The 16,014-nt window shown below is 62.8% G+C and carries 13 protein-coding genes; 5 read left to right on the top strand and 8 right to left on the bottom strand.

The window, feature by feature from the left end:
* Positions 1-5 precede the first annotated feature (5 nt).
* From AC6R19_RS18310 to AC6R19_RS18290, 5 genes are all read right to left on the bottom strand, one after another.
* Complete coding sequence (locus tag AC6R19_RS18310) at positions 6-536, bottom strand: DUF3341 domain-containing protein (RefSeq protein ID WP_500581296.1); 531 nt, start codon at positions 534-536, stop codon at positions 6-8.
* Positions 520-1,920, bottom strand: a complete 1,401-nt coding sequence (gene nrfD / locus AC6R19_RS18305; RefSeq protein ID WP_500581295.1) for an NrfD/PsrC family molybdoenzyme membrane anchor subunit — start codon at positions 1,918-1,920, stop codon at positions 520-522. The genes AC6R19_RS18310 and nrfD overlap by 17 nt, the downstream gene beginning before the upstream one ends.
* Positions 1,921-2,372: 452 nt before the next feature.
* A complete protein-coding gene (locus AC6R19_RS18300) occupies positions 2,373-5,318 on the bottom strand; it encodes a 4Fe-4S dicluster domain-containing protein (RefSeq protein WP_500581294.1) in 2,946 nt (981 codons plus the stop codon).
* Complete coding sequence (locus tag AC6R19_RS18295) at positions 5,306-5,947, bottom strand: cytochrome c3 family protein (protein ID WP_500581293.1); 642 nt, start codon at positions 5,945-5,947, stop codon at positions 5,306-5,308. The genes AC6R19_RS18300 and AC6R19_RS18295 overlap by 13 nt, the downstream gene beginning before the upstream one ends.
* Before the next feature lie 203 nt (positions 5,948-6,150).
* On the bottom strand, positions 6,151-7,656 hold the full coding sequence (locus AC6R19_RS18290; protein WP_500581292.1) for a DUF4403 family protein: 1,506 nt from the start codon (positions 7,654-7,656) through the stop codon (positions 6,151-6,153).
* A 1,409-nt stretch (positions 7,657-9,065) separates the two neighbouring features.
* Here AC6R19_RS18290 and AC6R19_RS18285 point away from each other — a divergent pair.
* The 4 genes from AC6R19_RS18285 (at position 9,066) to AC6R19_RS18270 (ending at position 12,448) form a co-directional block, all read left to right on the top strand.
* Entirely contained in the window at positions 9,066-10,772 is a 1,707-nt protein-coding gene (locus AC6R19_RS18285) for a S8 family serine peptidase (RefSeq protein ID WP_500581291.1), read from the top strand.
* Positions 10,773-10,819: 47 nt separating this feature from the next.
* A complete protein-coding gene (locus AC6R19_RS18280; RefSeq protein WP_500581324.1) occupies positions 10,820-11,050 on the top strand; it encodes a DUF2784 family protein in 231 nt (76 codons plus the stop codon).
* A 66-nt stretch (positions 11,051-11,116) separates the two neighbouring features.
* Complete coding sequence (locus AC6R19_RS18275) at positions 11,117-11,812, top strand: superoxide dismutase (protein ID WP_500581290.1); 696 nt, start codon at positions 11,117-11,119, stop codon at positions 11,810-11,812.
* Positions 11,813-12,040: 228 nt separating this feature from the next.
* Entirely contained in the window at positions 12,041-12,448 is a 408-nt protein-coding gene (locus AC6R19_RS18270; RefSeq protein WP_500581289.1) for a DUF2784 domain-containing protein, read from the top strand.
* Between the two features lie 165 nt (positions 12,449-12,613).
* Here AC6R19_RS18270 and AC6R19_RS18265 read toward each other — a convergent pair whose 3' ends face one another.
* The 3 genes from AC6R19_RS18265 to AC6R19_RS18255 are packed head-to-tail and all read right to left on the bottom strand — an operon-like array spanning position 12,614 to position 14,435.
* On the bottom strand, positions 12,614-13,126 hold the full coding sequence (locus tag AC6R19_RS18265; RefSeq protein WP_500581288.1) for a CC0125/CC1285 family lipoprotein: 513 nt from the start codon (positions 13,124-13,126) through the stop codon (positions 12,614-12,616).
* 53 nt (positions 13,127-13,179) lie between these two features.
* On the bottom strand, positions 13,180-13,950 hold the full coding sequence (locus AC6R19_RS18260; RefSeq protein ID WP_500581287.1) for an RT0821/Lpp0805 family surface protein: 771 nt from the start codon (positions 13,948-13,950) through the stop codon (positions 13,180-13,182).
* Positions 13,947-14,435, bottom strand: coding sequence for an RNA polymerase sigma factor (locus tag AC6R19_RS18255; protein ID WP_500581286.1), 489 nt, complete (start codon positions 14,433-14,435; stop codon positions 13,947-13,949). The genes AC6R19_RS18260 and AC6R19_RS18255 overlap by 4 nt, the downstream gene beginning before the upstream one ends.
* A gap of 135 nt (positions 14,436-14,570) precedes the next feature.
* Between AC6R19_RS18255 and AC6R19_RS18250 the strand changes: the two genes are divergently transcribed.
* Entirely contained in the window at positions 14,571-15,932 is a 1,362-nt protein-coding gene (locus tag AC6R19_RS18250) for a S8 family serine peptidase (protein WP_500581285.1), read from the top strand.
* Positions 15,933-16,014 lie beyond the last annotated feature (82 nt).

Below are 16,014 nucleotides of genomic sequence, written 5' to 3'. Positions count from 1 at the left end.
CCGCATCACAGCGTCAGCTCCCGCACCGACAGCGCGTCGCAGTCGCGCAGCAGTGCTTCCAATTGCGCCGGTTCGCCGCCGCGAACGCTCAGGAAAAAACCGTCCGCGGAGGCGCGAGCGAAGTCGTCTTCGTTGAAGACCGGGTGATAGAAATGCGGCAGGCGGTTTTTCACCAGCATGGTGATGGCCGCACCCATCACCGCATTGAAAATACCCACCGCGAAGGTAATCGGCAGGAAGGCCGGCCAGCTGTCCAGCGGCTTGCCACCGACGACGATGGGGTAGTCGATCACCGCCGTGTACCACTGCAGCAGATAGGCGATCCCCGCGGTGGCCAGCCCGGCCGCGAGGGAAATGCGCCGGATCCCCACCTCATCAAATTCCAGCGCCTCTGCCAGGCCGGGCACCGGAAAGGGTGCGTGCGCCTCCAGGCGGCGATAACCCGCCTCGCGGACGCTGCGGGCCGCAGTCAGCAGGGCCTCGCTGCTGTCGAAGCGCGCGAGCAGTCCGTAGTGTCCGCTATCCGAGCCCTTCACTCGCGCTTCTCCTGTTGATTTCTTCTCGCTGCTCTCTCTTGTGCTCTTCCCTATATATGGCCACACGCATATCGTGCATGGACACCACTGGCGCCAGGCGCACGAAGGCCAGCAGGAAAAATGCGAAGAGCCCCAGGGAGCCGAGGGCGAGCAGAATGTCCCAGGCGGTGGGCATCGCAGTGCCCCAGGTGGCGGGGATAAAACTCGCGTGGGTGCTGGTGAAGAGTATCTGGTAGCGCTCCAGCCACATGCCGATATTGCTGGTGATGGCGAGCGCGAAGAGCGCGCCGGGCGAGCGGCGCACGTGCTTGAACCACAGCAGCTGCACCAGCAGCACATTGCACAGGAACATGCCCCACCAGGCGGGGGCGTAGGGGCCGGTCCAGCGGTTGATATAGACGGCGCGCTGGTAGAGGTCGCCGGAATACCAGCCGGTGAAAATTTCCTGGATATAGGAATAGTCCACGACCAGTGCGAACAGCAGCATCATGCGCCCGAGATAGTCCAGGTGACGACGGGTGATCAGGTCCTCGAGATGGAAAAAGCGGCGGGTGATCACCGCCAGCAGCGATACGGTGGCGAAGCCGGAGAAGAGCGCGCCGGCGACAAAATAAGGCGGGAAAATGGTGTAGTGAAAACCCGGCACCAGGGACACCGCCAGGTCCAGGGAGATGATGCCGGTCACCGACACCACGATCGGCGCCGCCACCGCCGCCAGCACGCCGTTGACCTGCTCGTAGCGCGCCCAGTGCAGCGCCGAGTTGCGCCAGCCCAGCGCCAGCAGGCCGTAGAAAATCTGCAGCCCGCGGGGCTGGGCGCGGTCGCGCAGGGTGGCGAAATCCGGCAGCAGGCTGAAATAGAGGAAACCCAGGGTGAAGAGGAAATAGGTGGATATGGCGAAGAAGTCCCACACCAGCGGGCTGCGCCACTGGGGCCACAGCCCCATGGTATTCGGGTAGGGCAGCAGATACTGCATAAACTGCGGCCGCCCCAGATGCGCGATGGCATAGATGCCGGCGCAGACGATCGCGAACATCGCCATCGCCTCCGCCAGCCGCGCCACCGGCGCACGCCAGGGCTGGCGCGTCAGTAGCAGCACCGCGGAGATCAGGGTGCCGGCGTGGGCGATGCCGATCCACCAGATGGTGTTCACGATCGGGAAACCCCAGGCCACCGGAATATTGATGCCGAACAGGCCGACGCCGGTGCTGAACACCGTGCCCAGGCAGAAGACGAACAGCAGCGCCAGGGCCCCGGCCAGCGCGAACGCCAGGCGCCAGCGCCTGCGCACACGGGGTGCCAGCACCAGGTCGGCGATGCGTGCGGTCATGGCGCCGTGGGTCAGGCCCTCGGGCAGCAGGGTTTCAGCCGTATTCTGGGGCATCTCCTTGCCTCAGTAGCACTTGGTGGATGCGAGGCCGCCATGGATGGCGGTCATGCAGACCAAATTGCCAGGAGCAATTTGGCACAGCGAAGCTGCCCGAAGGGCCGAGCACACGGATGTGCTCGGTGCAAATGCCTGGAGCAATTTTCTGCCTTGGCGCCTATCCACCCTCAAATCCAAGAAGAAACAGCTTCTTGTAGGAGCCTGCCCTGCAGACGATCAAATCGCCCGGAGCGATTTGACGCAGCGAAGCTGCCGAAGGGCCCCGGGCACAGGGATGTGCCCGGCGAATGACCTAGAGGCCCCCTTCTTGTTCGCCTGCAGGGCAGGCGCCTACAGCACAATTCCGGAAGTCCCGAGTCCCGAGTCCCGAGTCCCGAGTCCCGAGTCCCGAGTCCCGAGTCCCGAGTCCCGAGTCCCGAGTCCCGAGTCCCGAGTTCCGAGTCCCGGACTTACGAATTGTCGTCTTCCTTCAGTTTAGGATTCGGGTTATGCACCGCTGCCAGATAGGTGGTGCGCGGCCGGGTGTTCAGCTCTTCCAGCATGGCATAGTTCAGCGGATTCGCCCGCAGGCGGCTGACGCGGCTGTCGGGCTGCGCCAGGTCGCCGAAAACAATCGCCTGTGTGGGGCAGGCCTGCTGACAGGCGGTCTGCAGCTCGCCCTCTGCTATCGGCCGCCCCTCAGTCTCTGCATTGCGCCGCACCGCGACTATGCGCTGCACGCAGTAGGTGCACTTCTCCATCACGCCGCGGGCGCGCACGGTGACATCCGGGTTCTGCAGCGGCGGCAGCGCCGGGTAGGCGGCGCCGGTTCCGGTGTAGTCGAACCAGTTGAAGCGGCGCACTTTATAGGGGCAGTTCTGCGAGCAGTAGCGGGTGCCCACGCAGCGCTGGTAGATCATCTGGTTGAGACCGTCGCCGGAGTGCATGGTGGCGCCCACCGGGCAGACGTATTCGCAGGGGGCGTTCTCGCAGTGCATGCAGGGCACCGGCTGGAAGGTGGCGCGCGGCTGTGATTCTGCGTCGGTGAAGTAGCGGTCCACCCGCAGCCAGTGCATATCGTGGCCGCGCGCCACCTCCTCGGCGCCTACGATGGGAATGTTGTTTTCCGCCTGGCAGGCGGTCACGCAGGCGTTGCAGCCGATGCAGGCGGACAGGTCTATGGCCATGCCCCAGGCGTGGCGGCCCTCATCGGCGGGTAGCGGCTCCGGCTCCGGGTAGAGGGACAGCTCCGGGACGTGGCCCTGGGCGAAATGGGGATTGCGAAGGTACTGGTCGAGATCCGCGGCGCGCACCATATCGCGACCCTCGATATTGTGGTGCACCTGTGTCAGGGCCAGCGTCTGCTCGGCGCCGATATATTCAATCGCCGCCGGCGCGGCCCAGGAATCGTCGCCGGCGCGCAGCCGGTAGGCGCTGACGCCGACGCCGTCGCCGACCCGCCCGGCGGCGGTGCGGCCATAGCCGAGGTGCAGGGTCGCGGCGTTTTCCGGCTGCCCCGGCAGGATCAGTATCGGCACCGTCAGGGTGCGGCCGCCGCTGGTCAGTTTTACCAGGCTGCCGTCGCGCAGTTTTTCCCGCGCGGCGAGTCGCGGGCTGACCAGCAGCGCATTGCCCCAGGTCAGCGTGGTCAGCGGGCGCGGCAGTTCCTGCAGCCAGCCGTTGTTGGCGTGGCGGCCGTCCCACAGTGCCGGGTCCGGGCGGAACTGCAATGTGAGTCCGACCGGCGCCGGTTTCGGCGCGGGCAGCCTTTTGCTCCAGTCGGGGGAAATTTCTATGCTCACGGTTGCCGCCGCGCTGTCCGGCACCAGGCCGTCGCGCAGGCTGTGGCGCCAGAAGTGTTCGAAGTCGTCGCCCCTGTACTGGCCCTGCCAATAATCCTGCAGCAGTTTCAGTGCATCGCCGTCGCTGCCCTGCTCCAGCGCGTTGAAAAATTGCAGCGCGGATTTGCCGCCGTGCAGCGGCCGGATCAGCGGCTGCAGCAGCGCCGCGCTGCCGTCGTAGGCGCGGGCGTCGCCCCAGGTTTCCAGCGCCTGGGCGGCGGGAATATGCCAGTGGCACAGGCGCGCCGTCTCGTCGAGATATTCGCCCCAGTGCAGCCGCCAGGGGACTTTCTTGAAGCGCTCCGCAAAATCCAGCTCCGCCGGCGCGCTGTACACCGGGTTGCTGTCGAGCAGCACCAGGCTGTCGATCTCGCCGGCATCCATGGCCGCGGCCAGTTCGGCCAGCGGCCGGGCTTCGGCGTCCAGGGCGATCGGCGGCAGCCATTCCACGGTGTTGCCGAAGGCGTTCAGTTCCCGATTGATCGCCTGTACCAGCGCGTGCACCGTGGCCGGCTGCTGGTCGCCGGGAATCACCAGGGCCGAACCCCGGTGGCGTTTCAGATCCGCCGCCAGCGCGGCCAACCAGCGCTCGGGCAGCGGCTTCTCGAGTGGTGGCGCTACGGTGATGCCGAGCGCAATGGCCAGCTGGCGCGCGGTGTCCTCCATCTGCGGGTAGGCCAGGGCCAGGCGCTGGTCGGCGTTGGCGCCGGTGACACTGGGGGTGGATTCGACCGCGTAGAGCCGGGCGAGATTTCTGTCGTTGTCCCGCGGGCGGCGGCGGGCGGTGAAATCCCGCGCGTAGCGCAGGAAGCCCGGCTGCGCCTGCATAAAGTCCGCGTCCAGGGAGGCGGCCACGTTTACCCGCTCGAAGCGGTAGCGCGGCTCCAGCGGCCGCCCGAACAGTATCCGGCTGCCGGCGTAGACGCCGCTGCGGTCCACCGGCTCGTGCAGGTACCAGCGCGCGTCGGGCCAGCGCTCGCGCAGCGCCTGAATGCGCGCGCGCTGGCTGGGCGAGGTGACGGTGCCGGTGACGAAGGCCAGGCCGCGGCCGCGGGTCGCGTTCCACTGTTGCCGTTTTTCGCCCAGGGCGCGCAGATATTCGTCGCAGCTGGCGATGGCGCCGCGGTGGCGCACCGAGGCGGAGCGGTCGGGATCGTAGAGGGACAGCACGCAAGCCTGGGCTATGGCGTCACAGGCGCCGAGGGTCGCCGGGTGATCCGGGTTGCCCTCCAGCTTGATCGGGCGGCCCTCATGGCTCTCCGCCAAGACCCCGTGCGCATAGCCGCCGATCAGGGCGGCGCTGGCGTAGTAGCGGGCGCGGCCGGGCACCAGCATCTCCGGCTGCTGCACGTAGGGCACCAGCAGATTGCGCGGTTCGCGGGTGCAGGCGGGCAGTCCCGCCAGGGCCATGCTGGCGCCGAGCAGTTTCAGCAGGCTGCGGCGGCTGATCGACCGGGCGTCGCCGTCGCTGCATAGGATGTCGTCCTGCTGTGCGGCCAGTTCCGTCAGGCTGCGCCAGTAGCCGGCGCCGCGCTTGCCGGCGAGCCGCCGGTCGCCGGGTTTTAGCGGTGGCATGTTATGCACTCGGTCATTCGATCCGTGGGAATCAAGTGGTGCAGCAATGCCGCTGCATCGCTGGCAGGCGCAATGCCCATCGCGGTGATCTGCCCCGCGGCGCGAAGGTTGGGTGCCGGATTGCGGTGGCAGTCCAGGCACCACAGCATCGTCATCGGTGCCGCCTGGCGCATCAGTGGCATGCGGTCCACGCGTCCGTGACAGGACTCGCAGCCGATGCCGCGGGTGACATGGGCCCGATGATCAAAGTAGACAAAATCCGGCAGCCTGTGCACGCGGATCCAGCGCAGCGGAATATCCCGCTCCAGGCTGTCGCGCACCGGCGCCAGCATCTGCGCGTTGGTCCACAGCTGCGAGTGGCAGCTCATGCAGGTGTGGGTATCCGGCAGCCCCGCAAACGGCGACTTGTCCACCCCACTGTGGCAATAGCGGCAATCGATACCCAGGCCGCCGACGTGGTGCTCGTGACTGAAAGGCACCGGCTGCTCGGGAATCGCCCCCTGGCCGGTGCGATAGGGGGATCGATTAATGAAATAAGCGACGACAGCCCAGGCCACAAGCACCAGCCCACCGCCGGCGAGCAGTATGCGCGTCAGGCCGTTCATTCTGGGGTGGAATATCTGTGGCATGGATGGCTGGACCGCGTCGAGTGCCTCGCTTGATTTCTAGCAGCCTAGCGCACTGGGAGGGTACACGGTAACTGGCTTCAATTTTCACTGCGGGATATGGGGTTGTGAAATTCTGGCCTTTGAAACCGCGGCACAATTTTTAGTGCCATTCAGTTTGTAGCATAGAACAGGGCCGCGGGTGGGCGGCCCCGTCCGAGCGACTTTTAATTTGCACTGCTGGCAATTACGGACCTGCCCTTCGAGTCCAAATTCTTGGCAATCAGCTCTACGCTCCCGGCAGCACGTAAGTATGCCTCTATCTCGTTATTGTCGATGTAAAACCCATCGAACGCGATATCAGAAACGCTGCCCCTTAGTGTCGTCTTTCCAAGGTCGTAGCCCTTTGCCAAGTCTGCGTTGGCCTGTGCCAGTATCCGGTCTATATCCTCCCCGATTGCATACTGCAAGCCCTCGATCAGCTCCGCGTACTTCAGTTGAACCACCCAGTGCAGGCCGGCATCAAGCAGGGCTGAGTTGGTTTCAGATGTCAGCTCCAGATCGTGCAGGAAAACGACGCGTTTGGCTGCGTCGTAGCCAGGAGTTGCTGTGAGATATAGAGTGCCGGAGGCACGTTTCAGAAAGGGGTCATACCAGCGCACGTTGCGATGCGCCTTGAAGTCCACTCCAATCAGCACCGATGATCGATTGTCGCGTGTCAGGCCTGTCAGCCTCAGGTCCTTCACCTTGAAGCTGTATTGCTCATTGCTGAAGTTTCTGCCCTTGACCTTGCTGGCTAACTCACTTTCAAGGGCGTAAAACGTCGAATGCAGCGGCAGCAGCATATTGAAATGTGGGTCGGTATTGTCCACCCGGACCAACTGGGGTGGCGGAGCGCTGATCGGCTGTGGTTTGGCCAAGCTCACGCGCAGATTGCCGTCGATGCCGATACCGAGGTTCAGCTGGCTTGCGTCCCTGCTTGGATAGATGCCGCGGAACAGAATTTTTTCCGGCAAGAGCTGCACCCATGTGTCACCAGCCTGGTGTGGCTTACTGGCTTCGGCCCAGTAATGGCGAACCTTGTCTTTTAATGCCAGTTCGGCCAGCTCTCGATCAATCTGTTCCTGCACCTTGGCGATCAGTTCCGGGTACTTGTCATTCAGCTTTTTACGCAGCTGGTCAGTGATGTCGATATTGATACGAATGGCATTGCCAATCAGATCCATTTTCAGATGCACCTTGCCATGAATTTCAGCGTGGCCGCTGGTCTTGACCTGCAGCTGGTAATCGGGGCTCAGGTCTACACCTACCCGGAGGTGTGCCGTTATATTGGCGTTCGCATCACCGTGTTCAGTTTGCGTAGCCCCGCGGCAGCGGCCCCTGTGCCACCAGCCCAAGCACGCGGTGTAACTGCCTCTGGCACTTGCCTTTAGCGGGATCGCGATATTGAGCGCACCTTCCGCCGCGCTCACCCGGATATCCCCATCCCGGCGCACGGAATAGGAAAAGCGTTTGGTGTTCCCTTCACGGCCGCCGCCTGATGCGATCTCGCCACGCGGCAGTTCCGTGTTGGCCAGCTTTTCCAGTTCGGCGATTTGCAACGCTAGCGGCATAAACACTGTAGTGCGGCCGGGGTTCGGTGTGGCATGGACACCACTCTGTGGAGGTGAGGGATTGATAGATTGACAGGCTGCCAGGGCCAGCAGGGATAGTAAGAGAATGATTTTTTTCACAACCTGCTCCTTATAGTTGCTTTGTTTAGTAATAACCGGCGGCCCACGGCCCTGATGAACAGCAAACAAAGAGAGACATGGCGATACCCCCGCCACACGGTTTATTTGGACTTTATCACAGTTATGTTTTGGGCTATATCGCAAAAATGGGGCTTGAGACCTGGTTCGACGTATTCTTTGCCGGCAGGAAAGGTTTGGCACTGTAATCGAATGTTTGCGCGCCGCTGCATTGCCGCCCAACACGACAGTCGAGGCAAGCATTTGCAACGCAAGGTGCACTCGGAGGGCCGTATCAACTGGAATAGGAACATAATCAGTGACGCGACAATCTACACGCTCTGTTGACAGCGCTATCATTTGATACCTATTGTAGTGTCGCCGTAGGCCAAAAGCCGAAACTGACTGTTCTCAAAAGGAGCTCCAGCCGATTGCATGCTAGAAAGCCGCCAGGCAGCTTTCTCAATTCGCGGCAGTGGTCGGCGCACAGCAGTGTCGCGCCGGGATCCATACGGATTGATCGCGAAGGAGTAAGCGCTGCAGGTGGCGGCAGTGCAGGGAGCCGATGCTCAAGGATATCGGAGAAGACTAGTGACCGATTATAAGTCGAATAAAATCAACCGGTTACCGAATGCACTATCCCGCGTTCCGTATTTCACGCCCAGAACCCACGCCTTCAGGGAAAGAGCGTTCTACCGAACAGGGTGATCAAGAAACCGTAGCCGCGCAGACAGGTTCGTGTCATTGGAACCGCTTCCTGGCGACAGCCGTGTGCAACTGTATTGGGATCACTGCTCTTAACCGGATCACCGGGCCCTGAGGTGCCGTTCCGGCCGCGTTACTGTTTTTTTCCGGTCCGCGTAGACGGCAGCTTCCCCCAGATGCATCCCAGGTCAGACCACTGCGGCACCCAGCGGCAGTCCAAAGGTTGACAACTGCGGGGGACGCACTTGGTTCCGCCCCCTTCCCGGCCTTGGGTTATATATGGTTGACGGCGGCTGGTGCCGTAAAAGAACAAAGCGGAAGCATGCTCCTCATGCGATCTCGGTCGCCGGAAGGACTGATCCTGCCTCTGCGCAAATCTGCGGGAAACTTAAAAAGGGCGCTGGTTAAACCACACTACAAATACAATAAAAAGGCGCGTTTTTACCAATACGCCGGATTCCAGTAAGTCCCTTATCAATAGCGTTTTCCGGACTGCAATCACTTTTCCAGTCGGCATGCGAGCCTTCGGCTGGAACAGGCTTCTGCACGCCTGTGAAAAGTCCGCACCAAAATCTCCGGCATTGCATGGGTCTTTGCATGCTGAGGGGATGTTGTAGTTGCAGTAACTGTAGTTGTTGTAACAGCCCGACAGGTTCTCCCTGTCGGATTTCAATCAGTAAAAAATATCTATAAAGAGAGTATCCAGCATGAAATTACTACGAAAACTAATAGTTCCCTTATTATTAGCTGCAAGCCTTCCATTTTCTGTCGGCGTCTTCGGTGCGGCGAAGATATTGTCCGCCGAGCCCGATAGCGCGATACCAGACCAGTTCATTGTGGTGCTGAAAGACGAAGCCCGGTTGAGCACGATGAGTACGTCGCAGTTCGTCGTATCCGAGTCCAATCGCATGGCGTCGAATACCGGTGTGTTGGTGATGCACCGCTATGACAAGGCGATTCTCGGGTTTTCCGTCAAGGCGACGCGGGAACAGGTTCAGAAACTGGCCGAGGATAGTTCGATCGACTATATCGAGCAGGATCAGTTGGTGTACACCAGCGCTTCACAATCCCCGGCGACCTGGGGCCTGGATCGCATCGACCAGCGCGATCGCACGCTGGACAACACCTACAACTACGATAGCGACGGCAACGGTGTCCACGCCTATATCATCGATACCGGCATTCTCGGCGCGCACAATGAGTTTGCCGGACGCATGGGCAACGGTTACGCGGGTGTCAGCGACGGCCGCGGCACCGAGGACTGCAACGGTCACGGCACCCATGTCGCCGGGACTGTTGGCGGCACCACCTGGGGGGTGGCCAAGGATGTCATCCTGCATCCGGTGCGTGTGTTCGGCTGCTCCGGGGGAACCAGCAGCTCTATTATTCTCGACGCGGTGGATTGGGTTGCGGCGAATCATATCAAGCCGGCCGTGGCCAATATGAGCCTGGGAGGCGGCGCCTCGGTCGCCATGGATTCGGCGGTGCGCAACGCGGTCGATCGGGGCGTGACCGTGGTGGTCGCCGCGGGTAATGAAAATTCCAATGCGTGCAATACCTCGCCCGCCCGCGAAAGCAGCGTGATTACGGTGGCCTCCTCGACCATGAATGACGCCCGCTCGAGTTTCTCTAACTGGGGTTCCTGTATCGATATGTTCGCACCGGGATCGGACATTACCTCGGCCTGGTGGACCGGTGCCAGCGCCACCAATACGATCAGCGGCACGTCCATGGCCTCACCGCACGCGGCCGGCACCGCGGCGCTGTTCCTGGAGGAAAACCCCGGCGCATCGCCGTCCGCCATTGCCGATCGCATGATCAGGCTGTCGACCTCCGGCCGCATCAGCGATACCAACGGTTCCCCCAACCGACTGCTGTTTACCGATCCCGGCAGTGGTGGCGGCAGTTCATCCAGCAGCAGTGGTGGCAGCTCGTCCAGCAGCAGCTCCGGCGGTTCATCCGGTGGCGGCTCCTGCAGTGCGCCGCAATACGTGGCCGGCACCAGCTACAGCACCGGCCAGCAGGTGCAGAACCTTGGCGACGAGTACAGCTGTGATGTCGGCGGCTGGTGTTCATCCACGGCGGCCTGGGCCTACGAGCCGGGTGCCGGTCTCCATTGGGAGACAGCCTGGAGCCATATCCGCAGTTGTGACGGCGGCAGTTCCTCCGGTGGCAGTTCCGGTGGTTCCGGCAGCGGCAGTTCCAGCAGCTCATCGGGCGGTTCGTCCGGCGGCGGTTCCTGCCCCAACCTGCCGGTCTGGAGTTCCGGCAGTGTCTACACTGGCGGCGACAGGGTGCAGCACGAGGGCGTGCGCTACGAAGCCAACTGGTGGACACAGGGCGACAACCCGGAAACCAACAATGGCGGTCCCGGCTCGGGCCAGCCGTGGACCTCGCTCGGGGCCTGCAATTAATCGCTGAATGATTGAGTTGACCCGGCAAGCGCGGGTCGACGGAACAGATCGGCGATCCGGCCGCAGCGGGGCCGCTGATCCGCGAAACCTTTCCGGCAGCGCTGCGGGAAAGGGCCGGTGGCGCGGCTTATTCCGGCTCTTTCATATCCCACTGGCTGGAAAGCATTTTGTACTACCGGGTACCCGAGTGGGTGTTTGTGATTTGCTATACCTTGTTTGGAGCGCTTGTGGTGGCCTGCTGGTTCTGGGTTTGCCCACAGCCATTGACCAAACGATGAATCCACGGTGTCTCCCAACTGCGCCGATCAGGTACGCATTGGCCCGCCACCAACCTGGAGACTGCAATGCAACCTCACTCCTTTAGCCGCCGCGATTTTCTCCTGGCCGGCGCGGCCCTGGGACTGGCTCCCCTGTTCGGGGCGCCCGTCGTGGCCCGGGCCGCCCTGCCCCAGGTGTTGCCGCCCCTGCCATACCCGGAGAACGCCTTTGAGCCGGTGATCTCGGCGCGGACCATCAGCTTTCACTACGGCAAACACCACAAGGCGTACCTGGACAAACTGAACAAGCTGGTGACCGGTACTCCCATGGCGGATATGACCCTGGAGCAGGTGATCCGGGCCAGTGCGGGGGCGGCGGACAAGGCGGCGATTTTCAACAACGCGGCCCAGGTATGGAACCACACTTTCTATTGGAACGGGATGCGACCCAAGGGCGGCGGCAAACCCGGCGGCGAACTGGCGGCGCGTATCGAGAAGGACTTAGGCGGCTACGATGCGATGCGCAAGAAACTGTTCACCGCCGCGTCCACTCAGTTTGGCAGTGGCTGGGCCTGGTTGGTGGAGGACGCCGGGGTGCTGAAGGTGGTGAAAACCGGCAACGCGGACAACCCCATGACCCGGGGGATGAAGCCATTGTTCACCATTGACGTATGGGAGCACGCCTACTACCTGGATTATCAGAACCGCCGCGCGGATTACATCAACGGGGTACTGGACAAACTGGTGAACTGGGATTTCGTGGCGGCGAACCTGGCGCGCTGAGACACCAGGCTCCGCATGGGAGCCCGGTATTTCTCTCCGGGTCCCGGGTGAGTAGTTTTTGAGTTTTTAAATCAATGGGTCGCGCCTTAACTTAGTACCATACAGGGCTGGCACCGCAACCTGGCAGTGGTTATCAGCGCCTTGTATGAGATTGCCGCCTAAAATTTCATTCAACAGATTCAACACAGGGCTCCAAATATGCCCGTGTTGCGGGGTGTTATGCGGAGCATGGAATCAGAAGAACTCTATCTCCTGGCGGCAGATACAATCCTTTTTACCCATGTGTTGTTTGTCGCATTCGTCGTCTTCGGCCTTGTGTTCATCCTGGCTGGCAAGCTGTGCTCCTGGTCCTGGGTGCGCAATCCTTGGTTTCGTTTGCTGCATCTCGCCGCAATCGGTGTGGTTGTGCTGCAGTCGTGGCTCAGTGTCATCTGTCCGCTCACCATATGGGAAATGGCGCTGCGCGAGCGGGCGGGCGGGGCGGTTTACTCCGGCTCTTTCATATCGCACTGGCTGGAAACCATCTTGTATTACCGGGTGCCGGATTGGGTATTTATCGTCTGCTATACGGCTTTTGGGACGCTTGTGGTGGTCAGCTGGTTCTGGGTTCGTCCGCGGCCGTTTACCCGGCGCTAAACTATGGTGCCGGTCGGTCGGGCCTGCGGCCCGTTTGCCGAGCTGGAGCCTTCAGCGCGCTGAAAAAATAATTCGGCGTTCCCAGGGGGAAACCGGTATACGAAAAGACGGCGCACTTCTTGCGCCGTCTGGTGGCCCGTCGATTAACGATGCCGGCTCGGGGTATCAACCGGCTTTCTTTTGCAGGCTGTCGCGCACGCTCAGCGCGTCATAGCTGTCTCCGCTGGAAGGCCTCACCCCCTTGCCCATGCGGATTTCCAGGACCGACTCCGCGCGGCTGGGCCCGCCGGTACTGACACCCGCGGAATAAGTGGGCGGGGTCGAGTAGGATCTGGTGGTACAACCGAGCAGGCCGCAGTCCCGGGTGATCACCCGGTCGTCGCTGCTGAACCCGCTTTGCATTTCAGTCTCCTTGCGGTCCACCAGGGTTTCGCGGCTCACCACCACGAACCAGTCGTAACCCTTGAGCAGGGTCAGTTCCGCGGCGCGCAGCAGCGCGTAGTCCGTGGCCCGGTCCCGGTCGTCGCCCCGGGCCTTGAAAGTCACCCGGTAGCGGTTCTCGGAAATCTGGCTTTCCTGATAGCCGTAGCCGGCGCCGCTGGCGGGTTTGTAGGTGGACTGGGAGGCGCAGCCGGCGGCGAGGAGCAGTGCAAAAACGAGGGCGGCATGGATTTTCATGGGAATCTCCAACAGGTTGTTTTGTTCGTGTAGGCGGCATTGAACAGAGGCCGTTATTGAGCTGACGGTTGGTCTGCGGTTTTATTCCATTGATTGGCAATAATTTTTGCCTCGGCACGCGGGTCTATGCCCTCGGCCACCATGGCGTCCAGGGCGCTGTCCAGCAGCGAGCCGCCGCTGGCGGTTTGGTAGCTGCCGGGTTGCTGCACGGCCTGTTGAATCGAGGCGATCAGCCGCCACTCGCCGTCCCCGCTTCGACAGGCGATGTTTTCGGATCCCTGCGCGCCGCTTACCAGCTGATACTGTCGGCAGTAGCTGCCCTGCTGGCTGACAAAGGTGAGCCGCGGCGTCAGCTGGCGGTCGTCCGCCAGTGTCTGGGTTGCGCCACTGGGCGCCTGTTCCAGAGTCGCGGCTACGGTCCGCCAGTCGCTGTCGATGTCCTTGCCCGGAAGAAACTGGCCGGCGCCCAGGCCGATGGCCAGGGCCACGGCGGCGGCGAGGCCGGCGTGGCGCTGCAGCTGCCGGTGCGCGCGCCGCCACAGGGGGAACCGGATCACCTGCGCCGATTGCGGGGCCTCCTCTTCGGCGAGCATGGCGGTCACCGTACCCGGCAGTGGCTTCTCGTCGATGGCGGAATAAGTGGCGGTCAACTGCTGATCCACGCTCGCCAGCTCGGCGAGGCGGTCACTGAGGCGTTCGTCCTCGCTCAGGCGCTGGCGAATGCGCTCCATTTCCGCCGGCGGCAGCTCTCCGTCGAGAAAGGCACAGAGGGTTTCGTCGGTCACTTTGTCGTACTCGGAATTTTTGTGCTCGTTGCTGTTCATGCGGTCCTCGCCGGGGATGTGTTCAGGAGGTCGATCAGCGCCGCGCGGGCGCGGGCCAGGCGGCTCATAACGGTGCCCAGGGGTATTTCCAGGGTGGCCGCCACGTCCTTGTAGGCCATGCCCTGGATGGCCACCAGGGACAATATGGAGCGCTGGTCACTGGGCAGCCCGGCCATGGCCCGGTGCACCCGCTCCAGCTCCATCTGGCCGGCGATGGCCCGCTCGCCGTCGACGATCTGGCCCTCGCTCAGCTCGGGCTGCTGGGCCGCCTCCTGGCGGACCTTGCGCGAGCGGTACTCGTCGATCCACAGGTTGCGGCATACGCGGAACACCCATTTGTTCAGATCCACGTCCTGTGGAACTTTTTTGCTCAATACCCGCTCGACGGTGCTCTGCAGCAGGTCGTCGGCATCCGCCATGGAGCCGGTCAGCGAGTAGGCGAAGCGCCGAATCGCGGGTAACAGCGACGTCAGTTCTTGTTTCATTGTGCATTCTTGCGATGTGTTCACTGGGGTGACGGCCGGCGAGCGGATTTATTCCCGGATTCTATGTCCGGGCGGGAATTTTTCGCAGGCGCAAACGTGATTAAATAGAGTACAGAACGAAAGGTATCCGCGGATATGAAACACGACACACAAAAACGCTGCCTGATGGTGGGGACTCTGGGCCTGCTCCTGTGTTTGCAGCCGGCGGCCCGGGCGCAGCTTTTGAGCCCGCAGCCGATTCTGGGCGGCGTGGAGCGGGTGACCCGCGAGGCGGATCGGGCGGCGCGGGAACTCCGGCGCAACGCCGGGGATGCCGTGCGCGAGACGCAGGACGCAGTGACCACTGGCGTGCAGGCGGTCGAATCCGCCCCGGATCCGCTGGCCGATCTCCCCGCGCGCCTGCCCATCGTCGGCGCGAGTGGCGATACGCTGTTTGTCGAGGTGGAGGTGGAAGGCGGCTGGCGCGCGGTGGAGCGCCAGTGGCTGGCGACCCTGGAGCCCGGCGAACTGGACATGCTGCAGAAATTGAATATCGAAATTCTGCAGCAGACCGATTACGACGGCCTGGGCCTCAGCCTGCTGCGCTTCCGCGTGCCGGAGGCACTGGATTCCCGCGACGCCCTGCGGCGGGTATTGCCGGAGCCGCTGGTGGAGCGCCTCGACCGCAACCACATATACAGCCCACAGCAGGACAGCCCGCAGCAGGCCGGTGGCAGCAGTGTTTCGTCTGACGCAGAGGAAAGCGGCGCGATTTGCACACGGCCCCTGAAGATCGGCATGGTCGACACCGCCATCCAGGTGGATCACCCCGCCTTCGCCCGGGGCCGCATCCGCGAAAAGCGTTTTCTCGCAGGGGCGCTGGAGCAACCCGATGCCCACGGCACCGCGGTGGCCGGTTTGCTGGTGGGCGACGGCGGGGAAATCGCGCCGCGTCTGCCCGGCGCTACCCTGTATAACGCCTCGGTGTTCTATCCGCGCAGTCAATACGCCCAGGGCGCCACCATGATGCACCTGGTGGCGGGGTTGAACTGGTTGATGGGCAAGGAGGTCAGTGTGATCAATATGAGCCTGGCCGGCCCGGACAACCGCGTGCTCGCCGCGGCCCTGGCGCGGGTGATCGGGCGCGGCACCCTGGTGGTGGCGGCGGCGGGCAACGCCGGGCCGGCGGCACCGCCGCTGTATCCGGCGGCCTATGCCGGCGTGATTGCCGCTACCGCCGTGGACGGCGAAGCGCGCATCTACCGCTGGGCCAACCGCGGCGAGCAGATAGATTTTGCCGCGCGCGGCGTCTCCGTGCTCACCGCCCGCAGCGGCGGTGGCATCGGCCGCGAAAGCGGCACCTCCATGGCCGCGCCCGTCGTTTCCGCCTTCGCGGCCTGCGAACTGGCGGACAGGGCCGGCGGCGCGGACGAAGTGATGGAGCGCCTCGCCAGCCGGGCACTGGATCTGGGTGAGCCGGGGCGGGATCCGGTATTCGGGTACGGGTTGCTGCAGTGATTTTGCCGTGGCAATGAAATAGATGCGGGTTCATCTGTTTCTTTGCCGGGTTGTCACTGCTCATCCCTAGGAGTGGCGGGGC

It is taken from the genome of Microbulbifer sp. SE14 (assembly GCF_059834885.1).
The sequence above is the reverse complement of the archived record's forward strand: the minus strand, read 5'-3'. Positions and strand labels throughout refer to the sequence as shown.